Source organism: Microbacterium sp., assembly GCF_047606385.1.
Taxonomy (GTDB): domain Bacteria; phylum Actinomycetota; class Actinomycetes; order Actinomycetales; family Microbacteriaceae; genus Microbacterium.
Genome location: NZ_JASGEL010000029.1, coordinates 1 through 21,303 on the forward strand (window position 1 = coordinate 1; position 21,303 = coordinate 21,303).

A 21,303-nucleotide genomic window follows, 5' to 3' on the forward strand; every position below is an offset into this window, starting at 1 on the left:
GTGGCGACGTACCACGCCGCGCCGGCGCCGGTCGCGCGCCGCGTGATCGCAGGCCCGCCCGCAGCGAACCCGTCCGCGAACCGCGCCACGACCTCGGCGTCCACGACGCGCACCGTCTCCTGCCAGCCGAGACCGGTCCCCGGCATCTCGCCAGCGAGTGCGGCGGCCGCATCGGCCGCGGGCAGCGGCGCGAACTCCTCGACCCAGACGCCCAGCGCGCGTTGCAGCGGTCCGCCGGCGCCGCCCAGGTAGCCGCCCAGGCGGACGTGCAGGTTCTCGTCCAGCACCGCGGACTGGTAGCCCACCACCAGCACGTCGCCGCGCTCCGGCACCGCGGCGAGCGCCGCCAGCGCACGGTCGTCGGCCACGTGCAGCACGGGCGCGACGAGGAGCCGGTACGCGTCCGTGTCACCGCCGGGCTGGACGAAGTCGACGGTGACGCCGCGCCGCAGGAACCCCTCGTACCAGCGCAGCACCGTCTCGACGTAGTCGATCTGCGCGGGCGTCGCCTCCTGCTCGACCGCCCGCCAGCTGTCCCAGTCCAGGACGATCGCGACCTCGGCGGGGACCGGCTGGCCCACCAGCTCGCCCAGCTCGCCCAGCTCCGCTCCGAGTGCGGCGACCTCGCGGAAGACGCGCGTGTCGGTGCCGGCGTGCGGAACCATCGCGGAGTGGAACTTCTCGGCGCCCGCGGCGGACTGGCGCCATTGGAAGTGCAGGATGCCGTCGGCGCCGCGCAGGAGGGACTGCAGCGACAGCAGACGGTACAGGCCCGCCGGCTTGGGCGCGTTGCGCTCCCGCCAGTTCACGGCGGACGTCGCCTGCTCCATCAGCAGCCACGGCCGGCCGCGCCCCAGCGAGCGCATCAGGTCGCGCACCGCGGCGGCGGAGATGTGCGAGCGCGGGTCCGCCGGGTCCGGGTACATGTCGTCCGACACCACATCGACGTGCTCGGCCCACCGCCAGTAGTCGGCACCAGCGAAGAAGCCCATGAAGTTGGTGGTGACGGGGATGTTCGGGGAGTGCTCCCGGATGATCCGCTTCTCCATCAGATACAGGTCGAGCAGGGCGTCCGAGCTGAATCTGTCGAAGTCGATCAGCTGCGTCGGGTTGCGGAAGGTGGGAGCCTGCGCGGGAACGCCGACCTCATCGAAGCTGTCATAGCGCTGCGACCAGAACGCGGTGGCCCAGACGTCGTTCAGGTGCTCGATGGTGCCGTAGCGTGCCCGCAGCCACTCTCGGAAGGCCGCGGCGGACTCCGCGTCATAGCTGCGGACGACGTGGCAGCCGTATTCGTTTCCGACGTGCCAGGCCTCCACGGCCGGATGCGCGCCGTAGCGTCGCACCAGCTGCTCGACCAGACGGGCGGCGTGCTCCCGGTACGTGCTCGAGCTCGGACTGAACTGCTGGCGTGAGCCGAACGCGAGCCGGGTGCCATCGATCGTGACGGGGAGGGACTCCGGATGCAGCCGGGCCAGCCATGCCGGCGGCGAGGCGGTCGCGGTGGCCAGGAGCACGCGGATCCCGCCGGCGTGGAGCGTGTCGAGCACGTCGTCCAGCCAGTCGAAGTCGTACTCTCCTGGGCGCGGCTCGAGCCGTGCCCAGGAGAAGATCCCCACCGATGCGCTCGTGACTCCGGCGCGCTGCATGAGCGCGACATCCTCGTCCCAGACCTCCCGCGGCCACTGCTCGGGGTTGTAGTCGCCGCCGAAACGGACGCTGTCGATGGTCATCTCACTCCTTCAGGACGGGGCGTGCTCGCGCATGTTGACGTGAACATCCGCGAGCGTGAGCGTAGCATGTTGACGTCAACAAGCATCCCCACCGGAGTCGTCCTGGCATGAGCATTCCCCGCATCGAGCGCTCCGGCGCGGTATCGCTGCGTGACGTCGCGGCACGAGCCGGCGTCTCCGGCCAGACGGTCTCGCGCGTCGCGAACGATCATCCGAACGTGTCCCCCGCCACCCGCAGCCGCGTGCTCGCCGCCATGGCCGAGCTCGGCTACCGTCCGAACGGCGCCGCTCGAGCCCTGCGGCGTGGAGCGTTCGCTTCGATCGGTGTCGTCGTCTTCGATCTGCAGACGCTGGGGAACCTGCGCACCCTCGGTGCGGTCGCCGATCGAGCCGCCGCGCTGGGGTATGCGATCGAGCTCATCCAGGTCGACGCCGAGCCCGCCGTTCGCGCCGACGGCGTCTCGTCTGCGCTGACCCGCCTGGGCCGGCATGCGGTCGACGGCATCGTCGTCGTCATCGAGTCGCAGCTGGTGTCCGCCGTGACGCTCGAGTTCCCGGCCGGCATCCCGAGCGTCGTCGTCGAGTCCGGTGACCGGCCGGACATCCCCTCCGTGAACACCGATCAGACGCAGGGCTCCGAACTGGCGGTGGGCCACCTGCTGTCGCTCGGGCACCCGACCGTGCAGCACATCGCCGGTCCTGCCGCCTCGAACTCCGCGCACGAGCGCACCGCGGCCTGGCGTGCCGCGCTCGAGCGCGCCGGCAGATCGGTGCCCTCGCCGCTGACCGGCGACTGGAGCGCGGACTCCGGCTACCGGGCCGGCCTCGTGCTCGCCGACGATCCCGAGGTCACCGCCGTGTACGCCGCGAACGACCAGATGGCGCTGGGGGCGATGCACGCGTTCCATGAGCGCGGCGTCCGCATCCCGCAGGAGGTGAGCATCGTCGGCTTCGACGACATGGCGGAGTCGTCGCAGTTCTGGCCGCCGCTGACGACCGTGCATCAGGACTTCGAGGCCGCCGGGGCCACCGCCGTGGACCTCATCGTGCGAGAGATCGAGACCGGCCACTCCGACCCGGGCCTGCACACGATCGACACGCGGCTGATTGTGAGAGAGTCGACGGGGCCGTACGGCGGCGCCCGCGTCGGCAGGATCATCCAACGAGAGGAACACGAATGACCTGGCTTGTCACCGGCGGCGCCGGCTACATCGGCGCCCACATCGTCCGGGCCCTCGCGGCGGCGGGCCTGCCGCCGATCGTCATCGACGACCTCTCCAGCGGCCACGCCGGCTTCGTGCCGGCGGACGTCCCGTTCGTGCGCGGCAGCATCCTGGACACGGACCTGGTGACGCGCACGCTCCGCGAGCACGCGTCGGTCGGCGTCATCCACGTCGCCGGCTTCAAGTACGCCGGTGTCTCGGTGCAGCGCCCGCTGCACACCTACGAGCAGAACGTGGAGGGCACGCGCCGGGTGCTGCAGGCGATGGATGCGGCGGGCGTGCCCAACCTGGTCTTCTCCTCGTCCGCGGCGGTCTATGGCACGCCCGACGTGCCGCTGGTCACCGAGGACCTGCCCAAGCGCCCCGCCTCTCCCTACGGCGAGTCGAAGCTGATCGGCGAGTGGCTGATCCGCGATGTCGGGGTGGCGACCGCCGGCTCGCCGCATCCGCTGCGTCACACCTCGCTGCGCTACTTCAACGTGGTGGGCTCCGGCGACCCGACGGTGTACGACACGAGCCCCCACAACCTGTTCCCGATCGTGTTCGAGAAGCTGCTCGCCGGCGAGACGCCCCGCATCAACGGCGACGACTACGACACCCCGGACGGCACGAACGTGCGCGACTACGTGCACGTCGCCGACATCGCCGCCGCCCACGTCGTGGCCGCGCAGCGCCTGGCCGCCGGCGACCGGGTCGAGTCGGCGTACAACCTGGGATCGCAGAACGGGTTGAGCGTCAAGGAGATCATGGACGCGATGGCCCGGGTGACCGGCATCCCGTTCACGGCCGAGATCGGCCCGCGCCGGCCGGGCGACCCCGACCGCATCGTCGCGACCGGCGAGCTCGCCGCCCGCGACCTGGACTGGCGGATGCGGCACTCGGTCGACGAGATGGTCCGCACCGGCTGGGAGGCCCGCCGCAACGCGGCCTGACGGCGCCGCCGCGGATCCCCGGCCGGGATGCCCTCGCCGGCTCACTGCGCGGCTCGACAGGTCTGCGGCGCCCTCGGCTCAGCTCGGTCGAGCCGAGGGCGCCGCCGTGCTCGCGCGCACGATCAGCGAGGCGGGCAGCACCTGCGTGCCGGCGACGGCGCCGTCGATGACGCCGATGAGCGCCGCGACCGCGGCGGCGCCGAGCGCGTCGAAGTCCTGGCGGACGGTCGTCAGCGGCGGCCGGTAGTCGGCGGCATCCGCCACGTCGTCGAAGCCCACGACGCTGACCGAACCGGGGACCTCGCGGCCTGCCTCGGCGAGCGCCCGCAGCGCGCCGAGCGCCATCTGGTCGTTGGCGGCGAACAGCGCCGTCGCGACCGGCGGCAGCGCGCGCACGGCGGTGTAGCCGGAGGCCGCTGTCCAGTCGCCCCGCAGCGGTTCGGGCACGCGGCGTCCCGCCCCCGACAGCGTCTCCCGCCACCCGCGCACCCGCTCGTCCGCGGCGAACGAGGCCTCCGGTCCCGCCAGGTGCCACACCGTCTCATGCCCTCGTTCCAGCAGGTGCCGCGTGGCCGCCGCGGCTCCCGCCGCATGGTCGGTCTGCACGACCGCATAGCCGCCGGACGCCGCCTGCGCCCCGTCCCGTCCTTCGCTCGGCGCGTCCACCATCACCAGCGCCAGCCCCTCCGGCACGGCGACGCCGCGTGCGACCGCCGTCGCCTCGTTGAGCACGATCGCGCCGTCGACACCGACCTCCCGCAGGCGCACGAACGCGTCGGCGACGCCCGCCGTCAGCGTCACGATCGTGACGGCGTAGCCGCGCGCGGCGGCCGCGTCGGTGACGGCCTGCAGCATCCGCGAGTTGCCGACCGATGCCAGGGTGGACGCGACCAGGCCGATGGTCTGGGTCCGACCGGTGCGCAGCGCACGCGCGGCGCGATGGACGCGGTAGGCGCTGTCGGCCATGGCCTGCTCGACGCGAGCCCGCGTGGCGGGGTCGACCCGCGGGCTGCCGTTGACCACTCGGGACACCGTCTGCGCGGAGACACCCGCGATCGCGGCGACATCGGCCATCGACACCCGCGCGGATCCCGGAGAGCGGGGCGCGGCCGGCTCGGATGCCGCGCGTCCCGGAGCCGGCTCGGGCGGCGCGAGCGCCTGCCCGTCGAGGTCGCCGGCCATCGTCGTCCCTTCCGAGCCGGATCGCGCCGCCGCGTGGCGATGCCGGCGTGTTGACGATATCATGGACGTTGTCGTAGCGTGTTATCGTGAACATGCCCGACGCAGAGACGCTGGACGCATACCCCCTGGGGGCCGGTGTCGTGAAGCGCCCGACCCGCCTGGCCGACGGCCGCGAGCTGATCTACTACGACGACCCGGGCACGTCGCTGCCGCCGGAGCGCGCTGTCGACCTCCGGACGCTCGACCCGCGCCCGGAGACCGCGACGATGCGGCTCGACGTGCTCACGGGCGACTGGATCTCGGTCGCGGCGTCGCGACAGAACCGGGCGTTCCTGCCGCCGGCCGAGCTCGACCCGCTCGCGCCGCAGAGCCCGGCCAACCCCTCCGAGATCCCGTCGCGCTACGACGTGGCGGTGTTCGAGAACCGCTCCCCGTCGTTCGGACCGGCGCTGGCCGAGCAGGCCGGCGACGCGCCGGCAGCCGCCGACCCGCCGCGCGGCCTGGCGGACTTCGAAACGCTCGGCTTCGACCGCACGCGCACGAGCGTGGGACGCTGCGAGGTCGTCTGCTTCAGCCCCGAGACCGCCGGCTCCTTCGGCACGCAGACGGTGACCCGCGCCCGCACCGTGATCGAGGCATGGGCGGACCGCACCGCCGCGCTGTCCGCGTTGCCCGGCGTCGAGCAGGTGTTCCCCTTCGAGAACCGGGGCACCGAGATCGGGGTGACCTTGCCGCATCCGCACGGCCAGATCTACGCCTATCCGTACGTCACGCCGCGCACGCACCGCCTGCTCGAGAGCATCGATCGCACCGCGCCGGACCTGCTGCAGCGCGTGCTCGAGCGCGAGCGCGGCGACGAGCGCGTCATCCTCGCCGGGGAGCACTGGACGGCGTTCGTGCCGTTCGCCGCCCGCTGGCCGATCGAGGTGCACCTGCTGCCCCACCGGCACGTCGCCGACTTCGCCGGGACCACCGACGCCGAACGCGACGAGCTGGCCCCGCTGTACCTGCGTCTGCTGCGCGGCCTCGACGCCCTCTACGGCAGCCCGACCCCGTACATCGCGGCCTGGCACCAGGCCCCCGTGCACGTCGGCCGCGACACCGTCCGGCTGCGGCTCGAGATCACGTCCCCCCGGCGCGCGGCGGACAAGCTGAAGTACCTCGCCGGATCGGAGGCGGCCATGGGGGCCTGGATCGGCGACGTCCCGCCCGAGCAGTCCGCGCAGCGCCTGCGCACGGCGGTCGAGGGGATCACGCTGTGAGCGCCGCGGATGCCGCCGGGGCGCTGTTCGCGACGCTGTCGGCGGGCGAGCCCGCGGGCGTCTGGTCGGCCCCGGGGCGCGTGAACCTGATCGGCGAGCACACCGACTACAACGACGGGTTCGTGCTGCCGTTCGCGATCGAGGCCCGCACGCACGCGGCCGTCGGCGCGCGTGCCGACGGCCGCGTGCGGGTCGCGTCGACGTTCGCGGACGAGGCCGTCGAGGTCGGCCTCGCCGAGCTCGACGCGCTGTTCCCCGCCCGCCGGGACGAGATCCCGGAGTGGGCCCGCTACCCGCTCGGCGTCGCATGGACGCTGCGACCGTCGGCGTCCGGCGATGTGCCCGGCGTCGACATCGCACTCGCCTCGGACGTGCCGGTGGGAGCCGGGCTGTCGTCGTCGGCGGCGATCGAGGGCGCGGTGGCGGTCGCCCTCGACGAGCTGTGGGGACTCGGGCTCGACCGCCGGGCGCTGGCCGCCGCGGGTCGCCGCGCCGAGAACGAGGCGGTGGGCGCGCCGACCGGGATCATGGACCAGACGGCGTCGATGCTCGGCCAGGCGGATGCCGCGATCTTCCTCGACTGCCGCACGCTTCAGACCCAGATCATCCCGCTGGGGTTCGCCGAGGCGCAGCTCGAGGTGCTGGTGATCGACACGGGCGTGAAGCATGCGCACGCGACCGGGGGGTACGCCGAGCGCCGCGCGTCGTGCGAGCTCGGCGCGCGGCTGCTGGGCGTGCCCTCGCTCCGCGACGTGACGGCGGCCGATCTGCCGCGGGCGGCGCAGGTGCTCGACGAGGTGACCTTCCGCCGCGTGCGCCACATCGTCACCGAGAACCAGCGGGTGCTCGAGACGGTGCGCACCCTGCGCGAGAGCGGCCCGCTCGCGATCGGCGCGCTGCTGCTGGCCTCGCACGCGTCGATGCGCGACGACTTCGAGATCTCGGTGCCCGAGCTGGACACGGCGGTGGATGCCGCGCTCTCCGCCGGCGCGATCGGCTCGCGCATGACCGGCGGCGGCTTCGGCGGGGCCGCGATCGCCCTCGTGCCGAGCGACCGGGTCGCCGCGGCGGCGGACGCGGTCACGACGGCGTTCGCCGCATCCGGTTTCGCCGCACCGCACGTGTTCACGGTGACGCCGTCCGCCGGCGCCCGCCGCGACTGACCGCCCTCTCCGCGAGACCGCATCGTGGGCTACGAGGCGTTCTGGGACGAGCGGCGCGGAACCTACGTCGACCACGTCGTCGGGGGCGGACGGCAGGCGGCCGCCTCGCAGCTCGCCGGCGCGCTCGCCGTCGCGTCGGGTCTCGCGCCTGCCGACCGGGTCGCGCGCATCGTGGCCTGGATCGGCGACCGCCGGCGCCATGTCGTCCGATCGTGGATCGGCGGGCACGGCGGCTACGACACGGCCAAGATCCTCGATCAGCTGCGCGGCGTGCAGACGGTGGACTGGGATGCCGACCGCGAGGTCGTCGTGGCGGAGCCGTTCGCGGCATCCATCGTGCACGACGCGTATGCCGCGGCCGGGCGACCTGATCTGATCGTGGCGAGCATGCGCCGGTGGTCCGAGTTCCTCGTCGACGGCTACGACACGTTCGGCGAGTGCTGGGGCTGGGGGACGCCGGTGCACGGGTGGAGCGCGACCCCCACACGCGACCTCATCGCGTTCGTGCTCGGCGTGACGCCGGCGGAGCCGGGCTTCACGCGGGCACGGATCGCACCGGCCTACGGCGTTCTCGCGCGGTTCGAGGGCACGGCGCCGACGCCGCACGGCTGGATCACCGTCACCGTCACCGGCGACGACGTGGAGGTGGACTCGCCGGTGCCGTTCGAGCTGACACTGCCGAACGGGCGGGTCGAGCACCGCAGCGCGACGCGGTGAGGACGCGATGAACGCGAAGGGGTGAGGGGCGCTCGACCCACCGGTGCGCCGCACGGCGCCGCGGCCTATCGTCGACTCTGGGCGCGTCGGCGTCCGCGATCGAAGGAGGACACCGTGGCATTCATCACCGTCGGCACCGAGAACTCGGCACCGATCGACCTGTTCTACACCGACCAGGGCAGCGGGCAGGCGGTCGTGCTCATCCACGGCTTCCCCCTCGACGGCGAGTCGTGGGGCAAGCAGCAGCGTGTGCTCCTGGACGCCGGCTACCGCGTCATCGCCTACGACCGCCGGGGCTTCGGCTCCTCGACCAAGACCGCGACCGGGCACGACTACGACACCTACGCCGCCGATCTGCACCGGATGATCAGCCGCCTCGGCCTGGCCGACGTCGTGCTCATCGGGTTCTCGATGGGCACCGGCGAGATCGCCCGGTACCTGTCGCGTCACGGCAGCGCCAAGGTCGCCAAGGCGGTGTTCATCGGCTCTCTGGAGCCGTACCTGCTCACGACCCCCGACAACCCGGACGGCGCCGGCGACCAGGCGTTCTTCGACGGCACGTCCGCCGCCGTCGCCGACGACCGGTACGCGTTCCTCACCGGCTTCTTCCGTGACTTCTACAACCTCGACGAGAACCTCGGCGAGCGCATCTCCCCGGAGGCGCTCGCCGCGAGCGTGCAGACCGGGAACCGCGCCGGCAACGCCGCGATCGCCGCGGCTCCGCTGACCTGGCCGACCGACTTCCGCGGCGACATCGGCGCGATCGACGTTCCGACTCTCATCGTGCACGGCACGGCGGACAACATCCTCCCCATCGACAAGACCGCGCGCCGCTTCCACGAGCTGCTGCCCGATGCCCGCTACGTCGAGATCGCGGGCGCCCCGCACGGCCTGCTGTGGACACACGGCGAAGAGGTCAACGCCGCGATCCTCGAGTTCCTCGTGGAGTGATGCGACCGACCCGCCGCGGCGGCGAGACCGCATTCCGGCGCCGAGACCGTGGGTTCAACCCGCGGTCTCGGCGCTCGGATGCGGTCTCGCGGTCGAGGCGCGAGACGCGAGGCGCGAGGGCCGGGGAGGCGGGCGTCAGGCCGACGCGGCGCCGTTGGCCGTCGCGATGAGGCCGTCGATCATCTCGGGCGTGACCGAGTCGCCGGCCATCATCGTGACCCGCCCGATGGGGAACGACTGCATCATCTTCTCCATCGAGACGCCCTCGGGCATGATCGAGGACACGTCCCCCAGGCTCGAGGCCATCGAGGCGAACGCGGCCTGCACCATCGGGCCCGCCACCGGGTCGGCCATCACCTCGCCGATCGACGAGGAGCGGCTCAGCGGCACGCGCACCGCGTCGCCGGCGACCTCCACCTCCTGCGTCGCCCGGACGTCGCGGCTGGATGCCGCCACCGCGACGGCGTAGCTCCCGCCCTCGACGACCCAGCGGTCGATGCGGACGTCCCAGTACGCCAGGTCCGTGCGGCGCACCGTCAGCACGACCTCGCGGCTCTCGCCGGCGCCCAGGGCGACCGAGGCGAAGGCCTTGAGCTCGCGCACCGGCCGCTGCACGATCGAGCCGGGCAGCGAGGTGTACACCTGCACGACCTCGCGGCCCCGGACGGCGCCGGTGTTGGTGACCGTCACCCGCACCTCGATGTCGCCGTGCGCGGTGACGGATGCCGCGGCGTCCCGGTAGGCGAACGTGGTGTATGACAGGCCGTGCCCGAACGGGAAGGCGACGTCGAGGCCGCGGGCGTCGTACCAGCGGTAGCCGACGAACAGCCCCTCGCCGTAGCGCACGTGCGAGAACTCGCCCGGGAAGTCGAGGTAGGCGGGGGTGTCGGCCAGCCGCAGCGGGATCGTCTCGGTGAGCTTGCCGGAGGGGTTCACGACCCCGAAGAGCACGTCGGCCGTCGCCCCGCCGCCGGCCTGACCGAGCAGCCATCCCTCGAGGATCGCGGGCACCCGGTCGGCGAACGGCAGCGCCACGACGCCGCCGTTGGAGAGCACCACGACGGTGTTCGGCTGAACGGCGAGCACGGCGTCGACGAGCGCGAGCTGGTCGACGGGCAGGTCGATGTCGTCACGGTCGTAGCCCTCCGACTCGAGCCGCGCGGGAAGCCCCAGGAACAGCACGGCGACCGAGGCCCCGGACGCCGCGGCCACCGCCTCGTCGCGGAGCCGTGCGGACTCCTGCTCGCTCACGTCGAGCCCGGTCGAGAAGCCCTCGCTGAAAGTGACCTCGCCGTCCGCGAGCGCGCGGATCTCGTCGAGCGCGACGTCGAGACGGGTGGGGTTGATCATGGAGGAGCCGGCGCCCTGATAGCGCGGCTTCGCGGCGAAGGCCCCGATCACCGCGATCGAGGCGTCCGTGGCCAGCGGCAGCAGGTCGCCCTCGTTGCGCAGCAGCACCATCGACCGGCCCGCGGCCTCTCGGGCGAGGGCGTGGTGCGCGTCGACGTCCAGCGGCCCGGCGATGCGGCCCGCTCCCGCCTCGACCTTGCGGACGAGGTCGATGACACGAACCGCCGCGCGGTCCACGGCGTCCTCGCCGAGCCGGCCCGCCGCCACGGCGGCGACGATCTCGGCATCCGTGCGGCCGTTCGAGGACGGCATCTCGAGGTCCAGCCCCGCGGCCAGCGCTGCCACCCGTTCGTTCACCGCGCCCCAGTCGGAGACCACGAGCCCCTCGAAGCCCCACTCGTCACGCAGCACCTGCGTCAGCAGCCAGGGGTCCTCCGAGGCGTAGACGCCGTTGATGCGGTTGTACGAGCACATCACGGTCCAGGGCTGCGCGTCCTCGACGACCCGCTGGAACGCGCGGAGGTAGATCTCGCGCAGCGGCCGCGGGTCGACGTCGGAGCTGGCCCGCATCCGATCGTCCTCCTGGTTGTTGGCGGCGAAGTGCTTGAGCGAGGTGCCGACGCCCTTCGACTGGACGCCGTCGACGTAGGCGGCGCCCAGCACGCCGGCGAGGATCGGGTCCTCGGAGAGGTACTCGAAGTTCCGGCCGCACAGCGGCGAGCGCTTGATGTTCACGCCCGGGCCCAGCAGCACGCCGACGTTCTCGATCGCGGTCTCGGTGCCGAGGGCCTCGCCGACGCGGCGCACCAGATCGGTGTCCCAGGACGAGCCGAGGCCCACCGCCGGCGGGAAGCACGTGGCCGGTACGCTGCTGCCGAGACCCAGGTGGTCCCCGCCCTCGGCCTGCTTCCGGAGCCCGTGCGGGCCGTCGGTGAGCATGATGGCGGGGATGCCGGCGCGTTCGACGGGCTTGGTGTACCAGAAGCTCGCACCGCTGGTCAGGGAGGCCTTCTCCGGCAGGGTGAGGTCTGCGACGATGGCGTCGATGTCCGTCATGGGGATTCCTTTCGTGGGGGTCAGCGGGTCGCCTTGATCGGCCAGACGGCGAGGGCGCCCAGGATGCCGAGCACGATCGCGACGGGGAACAGTGCCTGATAGCCGAGCGCCAGCACGATGGCGCCGGCGACGCCGGGGGCGAGCGTCTGCGGGAGGGTCGCCGCGATGTTGACGACCCCGAGGTCCTTCGCGAACGACTTCGCCGAGGGCAGCACCTCGCTCATCAGGGCGGTGTCGACCGCCTGGAACATGCCGAAGCCGAAGCCGGCGATGAAGGTCATGATCATCCACGCCGCCAGGTCCTGCCAGAACCACGGCAGCAGGAACCCGAGGCTGACCACCGCCGCGGACGCGAACACGAAGGGCTTCCGACGTCCGATACGGTCCGAGAGCGGTCCCGACACGATCGTGGACACGATGATGCCGACCAGGCTCAGGATCCCCAGCAGCGGGATGACGGTCTGGGGCTCGTCGACGCGGAAGTAGTACCGCAGCAGGTACAGCTGGTAGCCCGTGACCGCGAAGTACCCGGTGTACAGCAGCAGCCGGCCGGTGAAGGCCCAGAAGAAGTCGGGGTGGCGCAGCGGGTTGACCCAGAAGGTGCGCAGGAAGTCCGCGAGCCCGAACGGCTCACGCGGCAGCGCGGTGCTGGGGTAGTCGGGATTGGCGAGGACGAACAGGGCGAGCACGACGAGGGCGAACACGGCGAAGAACACGTAGCCCACGACGATGCTGTCGAAGAACAGCGCGCCCACGATCGAGCCGCCGAGCGCGCCGACCATGAGACCGATGCCCGACACCGCGGCGAAGGTGCCGCGGCGCGCGGTCGGGACGCGGTCGGGCATGATCGCCGACAGCGGTCCCTGGGCGAAGTTGTAGCAGATCTGCACGAGCGTCCAGGCGATGATCAGGCCCACGAGCGAGTCCGCGAACGCGAGGCCCACCAGGGCCAGCCCGCCGGCGAGCGCGCCGAGCACGATCCACGGAGCGCGACGGCCGAACCGCGCGCGGGTGCGGTCGGAGATCTGCCCGGCGACCGGCTGGGCGATCATGGCGGCGAAGGCGCCGATCGTGGCCACGATCGCGAGCGGCGCGACGTCGTTGCCCTCGCCGAACAGGAGCGTGATCTGCTGCGGGAGCAGGATGCCCGGCACCGCGCCCCAGATCATGAAGATCGCGAGGTTGGCGGGGATGATCCACAGCATGAGCCGGCGCAGGCCCTTCAGCGGCGGAGGCGGGTCGTCGGTTCCGGATGCCTTCGCGACGAAGGTGTTCTCGGTCATGGGCTCTGACGGCACTGTCATGGTCCTGGTCTCTCTCTCGGGTGGCGCTCGGCGCTGAGCGCTCGCAGAAACTTTATGCCACTCGGTTTTGTAATCACAAGCGACGTTCGGTTTATCCTCGGGGCATGGTCCGACGAGGCTCCTACGCGAAAGGCGTCGCGAAGCGCCAGGAGATCCTCCGCGCCGCGCTCGACGTCGTCGCGCGCGAGGGGTACCGCGGCGCGTCGGTCAGGCAGATCGCGGACGCCGTCGGTCTGAGCCAGGCGGGGCTGCTCCACTACTTCGACTCGAAGGAGGAGCTGTTCACCGAGATCCTGCGCACGCGCGACCAGGTCGACCAGGCCGCGTTCGAGCCGCCGCCGTCCACCTCGCCCTCGATCGCACGGCTGATCGACGGCTACCTCCGCACCGTCCGCCACAACGCCGAGGTGCCGGGGCTCGTGCAGCTGTTCTCGCGACTCGCCGTCGACGGCGCCGACCCGCAGCATCCCGCCCACCGCTATTTCGTCGAGCGCGGCACTGCGCTGCGCTCGGCCTCCGGCGAGGTCGTGGCGCAGGCTCAGCGCGAGGGGATCGTCACCGACGCGGTGCCGGCCGAGACGATCTGCCGCATGCTGCAGGCGATCTCGGACGGCATGCAGCTGCAGTGGATGCTGGAGCCCGAGACCGACATGGCCGAGGTGGTCCGGGCACTGTTCCTCGTGCTCGCGCCGGGCGCGGTGGATGCGGGTGAGGCCGGCGATGCCGCGTCGTGACGCCCCCGACCCCGCGCAGGCGCCCGTGGAGCGGAACTCAGGACGCCGGCGCCGACACGCCGCGTCCTGACCGAGCGAGCCGCTCCTTGGGCCGGTTCGTCCTGGGTTCCGGTCGGCGACATCGCCTGCCGGCGCGTCCTGCGTCTCGGTCGCGGCCGAGGGCGCCGGCGTCAGGGCACGCGATGCAGCCAGGCGTCGGTGGCGAACTTCGACGCGACGAGCGCCTCCGCCTCGGCATATTCCTCTTCGGAGATATGTCCCGGCACCGCGCCGTAGAGGTGCGCGAACGTGTCGATGAACCGCGCGATGATGTCCTCGCGCGCCAGCCCGGTCTGGCTGCGCAGCGGGTCGACGCGCTTGGCGGCCGAGGTCGTGCCCTTGTCGCTCAGCTTCTCCCGCCCGATCCGCAGCACCTCGGTCATCACCTGCCCGTCCATGTCGTAGGACAGCGTGGCGTGGTGCAGCACGCCGCCGTTGGCGAGACGCTTCTGCGCCGCGCCGCCGATCTTGCCCGCGGGGCCCACGATGTCGTTCAGCGGCTGGTAGACCGCGTCGATGCCCAGCGAGCGCAGCGCCTGCAGCACCCAGTCGTCGAGGAACGCGTACGAGTCGGCGAACGTCATGCCGGCCACGAGGGACGCCGGCACGTAGAGCGAGTAGGTGACGATCGAGTTCGCCCCCATCAGCATCGCGCCGCCGCCGGAGATGCGACGCACGACGTCGTAGCCGTGCCGCGCCGCGCCGTCCGGGTCGACCTCGTTGCGGACCGACTGGAACGAGCCGATCACGACCGCGGACTCGTCCCACTCCCACAGCCGCAGCGTCGGGTTGCGCCGTCCGTCGCCGACGCGGGTGGTGAGCACCTCGTCGAGGGCGAGGTTCATGCGCGGCGAGACGGGGCCGTCGTGCACGATCTCCCAGTCGAACTCGGTCCAGCCCGGGGCCGTCACCAGCGCGCGGCGCACGGCGGTGCCCACCGACTCGGGCGTGAAGCCCAGCAGCTGCGCGCCGTCCGGCAGCGCCTGACGCACCGCGGCGGCGATTCCGGCGGCATCCGTCTCGACCGCCAGGCCGGTCACGGCCGCGTCGATGTCGAGCAGCGCGTCGTCGGGCTCGAGGAAGAAGTCGCCGGCCAGGTGGAACTGCGCGATGCGCCCGGCCTCGACCTCCAGGTCGACGACGACCAGTTTGCCGCCGGGGACCTTGTACTCGCCGTGCATGCCTCTCAGCCTATGGCCGTCCGCCGGGACGGGATCAGCGGGCGGGGAAGCGGGCGTCGAGCCAGGCACGCAGATTCGCGCGCACGTCCGCGGCCACGCCCTCGTTGAACAGCTCGTGGCGGGCACCGGGGTAGACGAGCGTCGTGACGTCGGTGAAGCCGGACCGGTCGCGGTAGGCGGCGGCGAGCCGGTGCACGCTGCGCGGGCCGCCGACGGTGTCCAGCCCGCCGACCATGAGCAGGGTCGGGATGTCGACGCCGAGGTGCCGGCGGGGCCTCCCGTACAGGCGCGCCGCATCCACGAGGCCGAACAGCCGGATCAGGTGCGTCGTGGTCGTGAGCGGGTCCGCGACGAATGCGGCGGGCACCGCCGGGTCGGACGAGAGCCACTCCATCCCGGTGCCGCCCTCGGCCTTCCACGGGGCGTTGAAGTCCCCGCCGTGCAGTGAGCCGGGCCAGCGCAGCGCGGACCCGGTCAGCACGAGGCCGTCGTAGGCGTCCGGGTGCCGGTTCACCAGGATCTGCGCCAGGAAGGACCCCCACGACTGGCCGAGCAGCACGAGCGGCAGGTCCGGGTTCTCGTCGCGGATCAGCCGGGTGAACTGCCAGACCGCCGCGACGGCGGCGGGATGGCCGCCGGGCCCGAGGCGGCCGAGGCGGGCCGCATCCCCCCACTGCCGCATGCCGGTGCGGCCATGACCGCGGTGATCGTCGGCGTAGACGGCGAAGCCGTCGGCGGTGAGCGCCTCGATCAGCGTGGCGTACCGACCGGCGTGCTCGCCGACCCCGTGCAGCAGCTGCACGACGCCGCGCGGCGTGCCCTGGGCGGGGTGTCGGTCGTAGACGATCGCGACGCCGTGCGCGTCGATGAACTCCGGCATCCCCCGACTCTAGCCACCGACCTGAGGACCGTGGGGGGTACGCGGCACCAGTTCGCCGTCGATGACGTCGATGCCGGGGACCTCCTCGAAGGTGAGCGGCGCATCGGGTACGTCCTCGGGCCTGATTCGATCCACCGCCGCCTCCTTCCGACCGAAAGCCAGGATGCCTCGTGGCGGCGTCCCGCGCATCGGTCTTGACAGGCTGCGGCCGGAAGCGTACCCGACGTCAGCCGACGGCCGGCGGCGCGGCGTCCTCCTCGGGCTCGGGCACGATCGTCAGCCCGTTCGGGCCGGACGCGGCGAGCATGAGCTCCTCGACCCAGGCGCGGTTGATGCGCGGCGTGCGACTGCCGTAGAAGTGGAACTGCAGCGGCACGGACGGATGCACCCAGAAGCTGCGGCGTCCGCTGCCGTCGCCGATCTCGACGTCGAACATGAACGGCTCGCCGCGACGCAGCTTGTTCATGATGACGATGCGCAGGTGCGCCAGCGTCCGGTCCTCGATATCGACCGCGTTGGCGTTCGTGTCGTAGATGAAGCGGCCCACGGCACGAGTGTTTCACATATGGCCCGAAGGACGCTCGCGCGGACTATGTTTGCCACATGGGCACTCTCTACTACGGCGGCACGAGCACGCCGATCCACGTCGAAGACCGTGCCCTCGCGCACCTCAAGGTCGTCATCGCCACCAAGCTCCGCCGGGGCGAGAGCTTCACCCTGTCGTGGCGGCACCCCGACGAGCAGCCCCGGGGGCGCAGCACCGTCTGGCTGCACCCGTCGATCCCGCTGCGGTTCGTGTTCGACGATCCTGAGCCGGCCACGCTCAGCCGCGAATGGATCGAGGACCTCGCGAACTCCGCGAACTCGTCCGGCGGCATCATGCTCGTGGCCGAGCAGATCGACCCGACGCCCGTCGAGTCCTGAGCCGCGCCTCAGCCGACCAGGGCGACCACCAGCAGCACGATCGCGAGCAGCGGGGCGACCGCCTGCACGAGCGCGGCGCGTGCCCGCGACGGGCTCGAGACGACCAGCACGACGCCGGCGGCGAGCATCGACCCCGTCCCGGCGAACACCAGCGTGACTCCGATCGTCGGGGATCCGACGGCGGCGAACAGGATGCCGAGCGCCGTGGCCACCGCCAGGAACAGGTTGTAGAACCCCTGGTTGAAGGCCAGCGGCGCGGTCACCCGCGCCTCCTCGTCGGAGCGGATGCCGAAGATCGCGCGGGTGCGGGGATGCCGCCACCGCACCGACTCCAGCACGAAGATGTAGACGTGGATGAGCGCGGCGATGCCTGCGACGACGAGTCCGGTGATCAGCACGCCACCATCATGGCGCCGACCGGGCTCAGACCTGCAGCGCCGGGCCGGTCGGCTTGGGTCCGTGCAGCTCGCGGTGCAGCCGTTCCATGCGGTCGTCGAGCTCCGCGGCGGTGTCGGCGGCATCCTTGAGGCTGTCGACGAGCTCGCTCGGCACGGCGCCGGCGTACTTGTAGTGGATCTTGTGCTCCAGACTCGCCCAGAAGTCCATCGCGATGGTGCGGAACTGGACCTCGACCGGGATCGGCACCGGACCGGTCGAGAGGAACACGGGCACCTCGACGATCGCGTGCAGGCTCTTGTAGCCGTTCGGCTTCGGGTCGGCGATGTAGTCCTTCACGGTGCGCAGGGTGATGTCGGACTGCGCGGTGAGCAGGTCGAACAGCCGGTACGCGTCCGCGGTGAAGCTGCACGTGACGCGGACGCCGGCGATGTCCGTGATGTGCCGCCGGATGGAGTCGAAGTCCGGGTCGATGCCCTTGCGCGCGACCTTCTCGACCAGGCTGTCGGGGGATTTCACCCGGCTCGTGACGTGCTCGATCGGGTTGTAGTCGTGCATCGTCAGGAACTCCTCGCGCAGGATCGAGAGCTTCGTCTCGACCTCCTGCATCCCGAACCGGTACTCCAGCAGGAAACGCTGGATCTGGTCGCGAGCCGCGTGCAGCTCGGCGATGGACAGGGCGATCGGCTCCTCATCGAGGGGTGTCGGCATGGTTCGACCCTAGGCATCCGCCCTACGCGCCCGCTGTGAACCGGTGCTCGCCGGGCATCGGCGGGACGAGCCCGACTTTCTTTAGCAGAGCTAATTTGCTATGCTAAGGATCGATATGACAGCCGAGCAGCCCACCCCCGACGAGAGCCTGGCGGTCGAGCTGCGCATGGCGACGTTCCGCCTCGCCCGGCGCCTGCGCATACAGCGTGCGCTGCACGACATGTCGGACGGGCAGTTCGCCGCCCTCGCCGCCCTCCGCTGGCACGGGCCGCTCGCGCTCGGCGAGCTGGCCGAGCGCGAGCGGGTGACGGCGCCGTCGATGAACCGCACCGTCAACTGCCTCGAGGAGTCCGGGTACGTCGTGCGCACCCCGGACGAGGTCGATCGCCGCAAGGTCAACATCGACGCGACGCCGGCCGGCCGGTCGCTGGTCGAGGCGGCGCAGCGCCGCCGCGACGCATGGCTCGAGGAGGCCCTCGCCGCGCTCTCGCCCGCCGACCGCGACGCGCTGCTGCGCGCGGTCCCGCTGATGCGGCAGGTGGCCGACCGATGAACGGCATGTTCCGCTCCCTGCGGCTCTACAACTACCGCATCTGGTTCATCGGGGCGCTCGTCTCGAACATCGGCGGGTGGATGCAGTCCACCGCGCAGGACTGGGTCGTGCTCACCCAGCTGACCGACAACGACGCGACGGCCATGGGCGTCACGATGGCCCTGCAGTTCGGGCCCCCGCTGCTGCTGGTCAGCGTCACCGGATGGGTCGCCGACCGGTTCGAGCGGCGCAAGCTGCTCATGGTGACGCAGTCGACGATGATGCTGCTCGCCGTCGGCGCCGGCGTCCTCCTGCTGACGGACGTCATGACGCTGCCGCTCATGTTCTGCTTCGCCGCCGCGTTCGGCGTCGTGAACGCCTTCGACTCCCCTGCCCGTCAGGCCTTCGTGACCGACGTCGTCGCACGCGAGAACGCCGCCAACGCCATCGCGCTCAACGCCGCGTCCTTCAACTCGGCGCGCCTGATCGGCCCGGCCGTCGGCGGCGTGCTGATCGTCCTGGTGGGCACCGGCTGGGTCTTCCTCATCAACGCGGCGACGTTCCTCGCCATGCTGGTCGCGCTGGTCGCGATGCACCGGGACGAGCTCGTCCCCCGCCTGCGCAGCGCCGGGGCGGCCCGGCTCGCGGACGGGTTCCGATACGTCGCCGGCCGCCGCGACCTCGTGATCGTGTTCGTGATGATGTTCCTGCTGGGGGCGTTCGGCATGAACTTCCCGATCTTCGCGTCCACGATGGCGCTCGAGTTCGGGCAGGAGGCCGACGGCTACGGGCTGCTCAGCTCGATCCTCGCGATCGGCTCGCTCGTCGGCGCCCTCCTGGCAGCTCGTCGCGATCGTGCGCGGCTGCGGCTCGTGGTGCTCGGCGCCGGCGGGTTCGGCGTGGCATCCCTCATCTCCGCCGCGATGCCGCTGTACGGCCTGTACGCCGCGATGCTCGTCTTCGTGGGGCTGTCGACCTCGACCATGATGGCCACCGCGAACGGCTATGTGCAGACGACCACCGATCCCGCGCTGCGCGGGCGCGTGATGGCGCTGTACATGGCCGTGATGATGGGCTCGACCCCGATCGGCGCCCCGATCGCGGGCTGGGTCGCGAGCGCCTACGGCCCGCGGACGGCGATCGTCCTCGGCGCTGCGGCGGGGCTGCTCGCGTGCGCGATCGGCATCGCCTGGACCCTCACGAGCGGCCGCGTGCACCGCGATCCCGACCACCGATTCCGGTTGGCCGTCGACGAGACCGTGCCGGTGCGCACAGTCCGGGGCTGAGGCTCACTCTGCCTCGACGACCGCCAGGACCGCATCGAATCCGGGTGCCGCCACGGCGCCGGCAGCATCCAGAGCCGGCGTCGAGCTCACGGTGATCGATCTATGCCAGTTCGAGTTCGCCGGTTTCAGCCAGCGTCCAGCCCGGCAGGCCGAAGCGTGCCGCCAGGAGCGGCCCGAACTCTCCGGCACCGACGGGTCGGTGCGCTTCCGCTCCCGGTGACGACTCGGTCAGGGTCAACTCCCCCCGCCAATCGCTCAGGAGAACTCTGCGCCCCCCCGGCCGCGTGACGCTGACGATGATCCCCGACGCAAACGGGGTCCGTGGACACGTCGAGGTGAACCAGTTGGCCGGCTCGAGATCTACCCGCGGCACTGGCGTCTGCCGGAAGCTGTACACATCCGCCCACCCTTCGCCACGACGGGTCCGCAGCACGAGCTGGTCGCCTTCCTCTACGACCTGGAACGCCCAGCCGTCCTGGGAGTGCGCGCCGCCCGGCCCCCAGGGGATCGGTTCCAGCAATGTGCCCGCTCCGCCGAACCCCGCGTCGGCATGCCACGTCTCGCCCTCGGCCTGCACCCGCAGCAACACGTGCAGCGGGGGCCGCGCGGTTCCGCGTGGAGCCGCGAATCGCGCGCGCGCGGCCACGAGCTCCACGGGATATCCGAGCGCTTCATAGGCCGCCGCGAGCAGCAGGTTGTGCTCGAAGCAGTACCCGCCGCGTCCGCCGTCGACCAGTTTGGCGACGATGTCATCGAGTTCGAGGGAGACCGGGACTCCGCGTCGCGGGTCGAGATTCTCGAACGGGATCGTGAACACCTGGGCCCGGTGCACGTCCGCGATGCCCGGCCGGCCCTCGAGTCCGATTCGCCGCAGGTAGTTTTCCAGGTCAAACATACGTAAACGCTATACAAGACGACGTTTCGTATGCAATCGTTTCAGGTGCACATACTTGGTGTGGGGTTCGAGGAGGAGCCGTGTCTGACCAGGAGCACGACGGATCGCCGTTGCTGGAAGTCCGCGATCTGAAAGCCGGGTACGCCGGCATCCCGGTGGTGCGTGATCTTGGCCTTCACGTCGACGCCGGTGAGGTCGTCGCCCTGCTCGGCCCCAACGGCGCCGGCAAGACGACCACACTGACCACCATCGCCGGAGACCTGACCCCGATCGCAGGCAGTCTTCTCTTCGACGGCACCGAGATCTGCGGGCGCCCGTCATATCGTCTCGCGCGGCAGGGGATCTCGCTCGTACCGGAGAATCGTGCGATCTTCTCCACCCTCACCGTGCGCGAGAACCTTCGGCTGGCTCGCCACGGCTCAACGAACACTGATGACGCGGTCTTGGAGATGCTTCCCGAGCTGAAGAAATGCATGGGTCGCCGCGGCGGTGTGCTCTCCGGTGGCGAGCAGCAGATGCTCGCGCTCGGACGCGCCCTGGCAGCGCGTCCGAAGCTGCTGCTCGTCGATGAGATGAGCCTCGGCCTGGCGCCGATCATCGTGCACCGTCTGATGCCTCTGCTGCGCCGGATCGCGGTGGAGTTCGGTGCGGGCGTCCTCTTCGTCGAGCAGCATGTTCCGCTGGCGCTGACGTTCGCCGATCGCGTCTACGTGCTGAACCACGGGCAGCTGGTACTCGAGGGTTCGGCTGCCGACCTGCGCCGGCAATCGGCGCTGATCGAAGCCAGCTATCTCGGCGAGGCCGTTCTGGGGCAGGCCGGATGACGGCCCGGCTCGAGGTTCTCGAGCGCCC

22 protein-coding genes are annotated in these 21,303 nt (G+C 71.6%); 11 read left to right on the forward strand and 11 right to left on the reverse strand.

The features are described from left to right. A partial coding sequence (locus tag QM626_RS02870; RefSeq protein WP_415073768.1) for a beta-galactosidase occupies positions 1-1,733 on the reverse strand: 1,733 nt, incomplete at its 3' end. Positions 1,734-1,840: 107 nt separating this feature from the next. Here QM626_RS02870 and QM626_RS02875 point away from each other — a divergent pair. Both QM626_RS02875 and galE read left to right on the forward strand, forming a co-directional pair. After that, positions 1,841-2,914: a LacI family DNA-binding transcriptional regulator gene (locus tag QM626_RS02875; protein WP_415073770.1), complete on the forward strand. Its 1,074-nt coding sequence runs from the start codon at positions 1,841-1,843 to the stop codon at positions 2,912-2,914. Next, positions 2,911-3,888 carry a UDP-glucose 4-epimerase GalE gene (gene galE / locus QM626_RS02880; RefSeq protein WP_415073772.1) on the forward strand — a complete coding sequence of 326 codons (978 nt, stop codon included), beginning with the start codon at positions 2,911-2,913 and terminating at the stop codon, positions 3,886-3,888. Before QM626_RS02875 ends, galE begins: the two co-directional genes overlap by 4 nt. Positions 3,889-3,966: 78 nt before the next feature. Here galE and QM626_RS02885 read toward each other — a convergent pair whose 3' ends face one another. Further along, positions 3,967-4,962, reverse strand: coding sequence for a LacI family DNA-binding transcriptional regulator (locus QM626_RS02885; protein WP_415073832.1), 996 nt, complete (start codon positions 4,960-4,962; stop codon positions 3,967-3,969). 200 nt (positions 4,963-5,162) lie between these two features. Between QM626_RS02885 and galT the strand changes: the two genes are divergently transcribed. From galT to QM626_RS02905, 4 genes are all read left to right on the forward strand, one after another. After that, a complete protein-coding gene (gene galT / locus QM626_RS02890) occupies positions 5,163-6,332 on the forward strand; it encodes a galactose-1-phosphate uridylyltransferase (protein ID WP_415073834.1) in 1,170 nt (389 codons plus the stop codon). Next, positions 6,329-7,495: a galactokinase gene (galK, locus tag QM626_RS02895; RefSeq protein ID WP_415073774.1), complete on the forward strand. Its 1,167-nt coding sequence runs from the start codon at positions 6,329-6,331 to the stop codon at positions 7,493-7,495. The genes galT and galK overlap by 4 nt, the downstream gene beginning before the upstream one ends. A gap of 24 nt (positions 7,496-7,519) precedes the next feature. Beyond that, positions 7,520-8,212, forward strand: coding sequence for a hypothetical protein (locus QM626_RS02900; RefSeq protein ID WP_415073776.1), 693 nt, complete (start codon positions 7,520-7,522; stop codon positions 8,210-8,212). Between the two features lie 114 nt (positions 8,213-8,326). Then, a complete protein-coding gene (locus QM626_RS02905; protein WP_415073778.1) occupies positions 8,327-9,163 on the forward strand; it encodes an alpha/beta fold hydrolase in 837 nt (278 codons plus the stop codon). Positions 9,164-9,298: 135 nt separating this feature from the next. Here QM626_RS02905 and QM626_RS02910 read toward each other — a convergent pair whose 3' ends face one another. Together QM626_RS02910 and QM626_RS02915 are read right to left on the reverse strand one after the other, a co-directional pair. Then, complete coding sequence (locus tag QM626_RS02910) at positions 9,299-11,569, reverse strand: glycoside hydrolase family 3 C-terminal domain-containing protein (RefSeq protein WP_415073780.1); 2,271 nt, start codon at positions 11,567-11,569, stop codon at positions 9,299-9,301. A 20-nt stretch (positions 11,570-11,589) separates the two neighbouring features. After that, positions 11,590-12,852: an MFS transporter gene (locus QM626_RS02915; protein WP_415073782.1), complete on the reverse strand. Its 1,263-nt coding sequence runs from the start codon at positions 12,850-12,852 to the stop codon at positions 11,590-11,592. A 125-nt stretch (positions 12,853-12,977) separates the two neighbouring features. Here QM626_RS02915 and QM626_RS02920 point away from each other — a divergent pair, with 125 nt between their 5' ends. Further along, entirely contained in the window at positions 12,978-13,607 is a 630-nt protein-coding gene (locus tag QM626_RS02920) for a TetR/AcrR family transcriptional regulator (RefSeq protein ID WP_415073784.1), read from the forward strand. A 170-nt stretch (positions 13,608-13,777) separates the two neighbouring features. Here QM626_RS02920 and QM626_RS02925 read toward each other — a convergent pair whose 3' ends face one another. From QM626_RS02925 to QM626_RS02940, 4 genes are all read right to left on the reverse strand, one after another. After that, a complete protein-coding gene (locus tag QM626_RS02925) occupies positions 13,778-14,827 on the reverse strand; it encodes a biotin/lipoate A/B protein ligase family protein (RefSeq protein ID WP_415073786.1) in 1,050 nt (349 codons plus the stop codon). A 34-nt stretch (positions 14,828-14,861) separates the two neighbouring features. Further along, positions 14,862-15,707 carry an alpha/beta fold hydrolase gene (locus QM626_RS02930; protein ID WP_415073788.1) on the reverse strand — a complete coding sequence of 282 codons (846 nt, stop codon included), beginning with the start codon at positions 15,705-15,707 and terminating at the stop codon, positions 14,862-14,864. Positions 15,708-15,716: 9 nt separating this feature from the next. Further along, positions 15,717-15,842 (reverse strand): hypothetical protein, encoded by a 126-nt coding sequence (locus QM626_RS02935; protein ID WP_415073790.1) that lies wholly within the window; start codon positions 15,840-15,842, stop codon positions 15,717-15,719. A gap of 91 nt (positions 15,843-15,933) precedes the next feature. After that, the gene (locus tag QM626_RS02940; protein WP_415073798.1) at positions 15,934-16,254 is read right to left on the reverse strand and encodes an ATP-dependent DNA ligase; all 321 of its coding nucleotides are present in this window, start codon (positions 16,252-16,254) and stop codon (positions 15,934-15,936) included. A gap of 56 nt (positions 16,255-16,310) precedes the next feature. On the opposite strand from QM626_RS02940, the gene QM626_RS02945 reads away from it, so the two are divergent. Further along, positions 16,311-16,631: a hypothetical protein gene (locus QM626_RS02945; protein WP_415073800.1), complete on the forward strand. Its 321-nt coding sequence runs from the start codon at positions 16,311-16,313 to the stop codon at positions 16,629-16,631. Positions 16,632-16,639: 8 nt separating this feature from the next. On the opposite strand, the gene QM626_RS02950 is transcribed toward QM626_RS02945, so the two are convergent. Further along, on the reverse strand, positions 16,640-17,029 hold the full coding sequence (locus tag QM626_RS02950) for a DUF1304 domain-containing protein (protein WP_415073802.1): 390 nt from the start codon (positions 17,027-17,029) through the stop codon (positions 16,640-16,642). 25 nt (positions 17,030-17,054) lie between these two features. Further along, entirely contained in the window at positions 17,055-17,738 is a 684-nt protein-coding gene (locus QM626_RS02955) for a GTP pyrophosphokinase (protein WP_415073804.1), read from the reverse strand. 115 nt (positions 17,739-17,853) lie between these two features. On the opposite strand from QM626_RS02955, the gene QM626_RS02960 reads away from it, so the two are divergent. Both QM626_RS02960 and QM626_RS02965 read left to right on the forward strand, forming a co-directional pair. Continuing rightward, complete coding sequence (locus tag QM626_RS02960) at positions 17,854-18,291, forward strand: MarR family winged helix-turn-helix transcriptional regulator (RefSeq protein ID WP_415073806.1); 438 nt, start codon at positions 17,854-17,856, stop codon at positions 18,289-18,291. A 5-nt stretch (positions 18,292-18,296) separates the two neighbouring features. Further along, the gene (locus QM626_RS02965; RefSeq protein WP_415073808.1) at positions 18,297-19,556 is read left to right on the forward strand and encodes an MFS transporter; all 1,260 of its coding nucleotides are present in this window, start codon (positions 18,297-18,299) and stop codon (positions 19,554-19,556) included. A 100-nt stretch (positions 19,557-19,656) separates the two neighbouring features. Here QM626_RS02965 and QM626_RS02970 read toward each other — a convergent pair whose 3' ends face one another. Continuing rightward, the gene (locus QM626_RS02970; RefSeq protein ID WP_415073810.1) at positions 19,657-20,451 is read right to left on the reverse strand and encodes an arylamine N-acetyltransferase family protein; all 795 of its coding nucleotides are present in this window, start codon (positions 20,449-20,451) and stop codon (positions 19,657-19,659) included. Between the two features lie 80 nt (positions 20,452-20,531). Between QM626_RS02970 and QM626_RS02975 the strand changes: the two genes are divergently transcribed. After that, positions 20,532-21,275, forward strand: a complete 744-nt coding sequence (locus QM626_RS02975; protein ID WP_415073812.1) for an ABC transporter ATP-binding protein — start codon at positions 20,532-20,534, stop codon at positions 21,273-21,275. Positions 21,276-21,303: the final 28 nt, after the last annotated feature.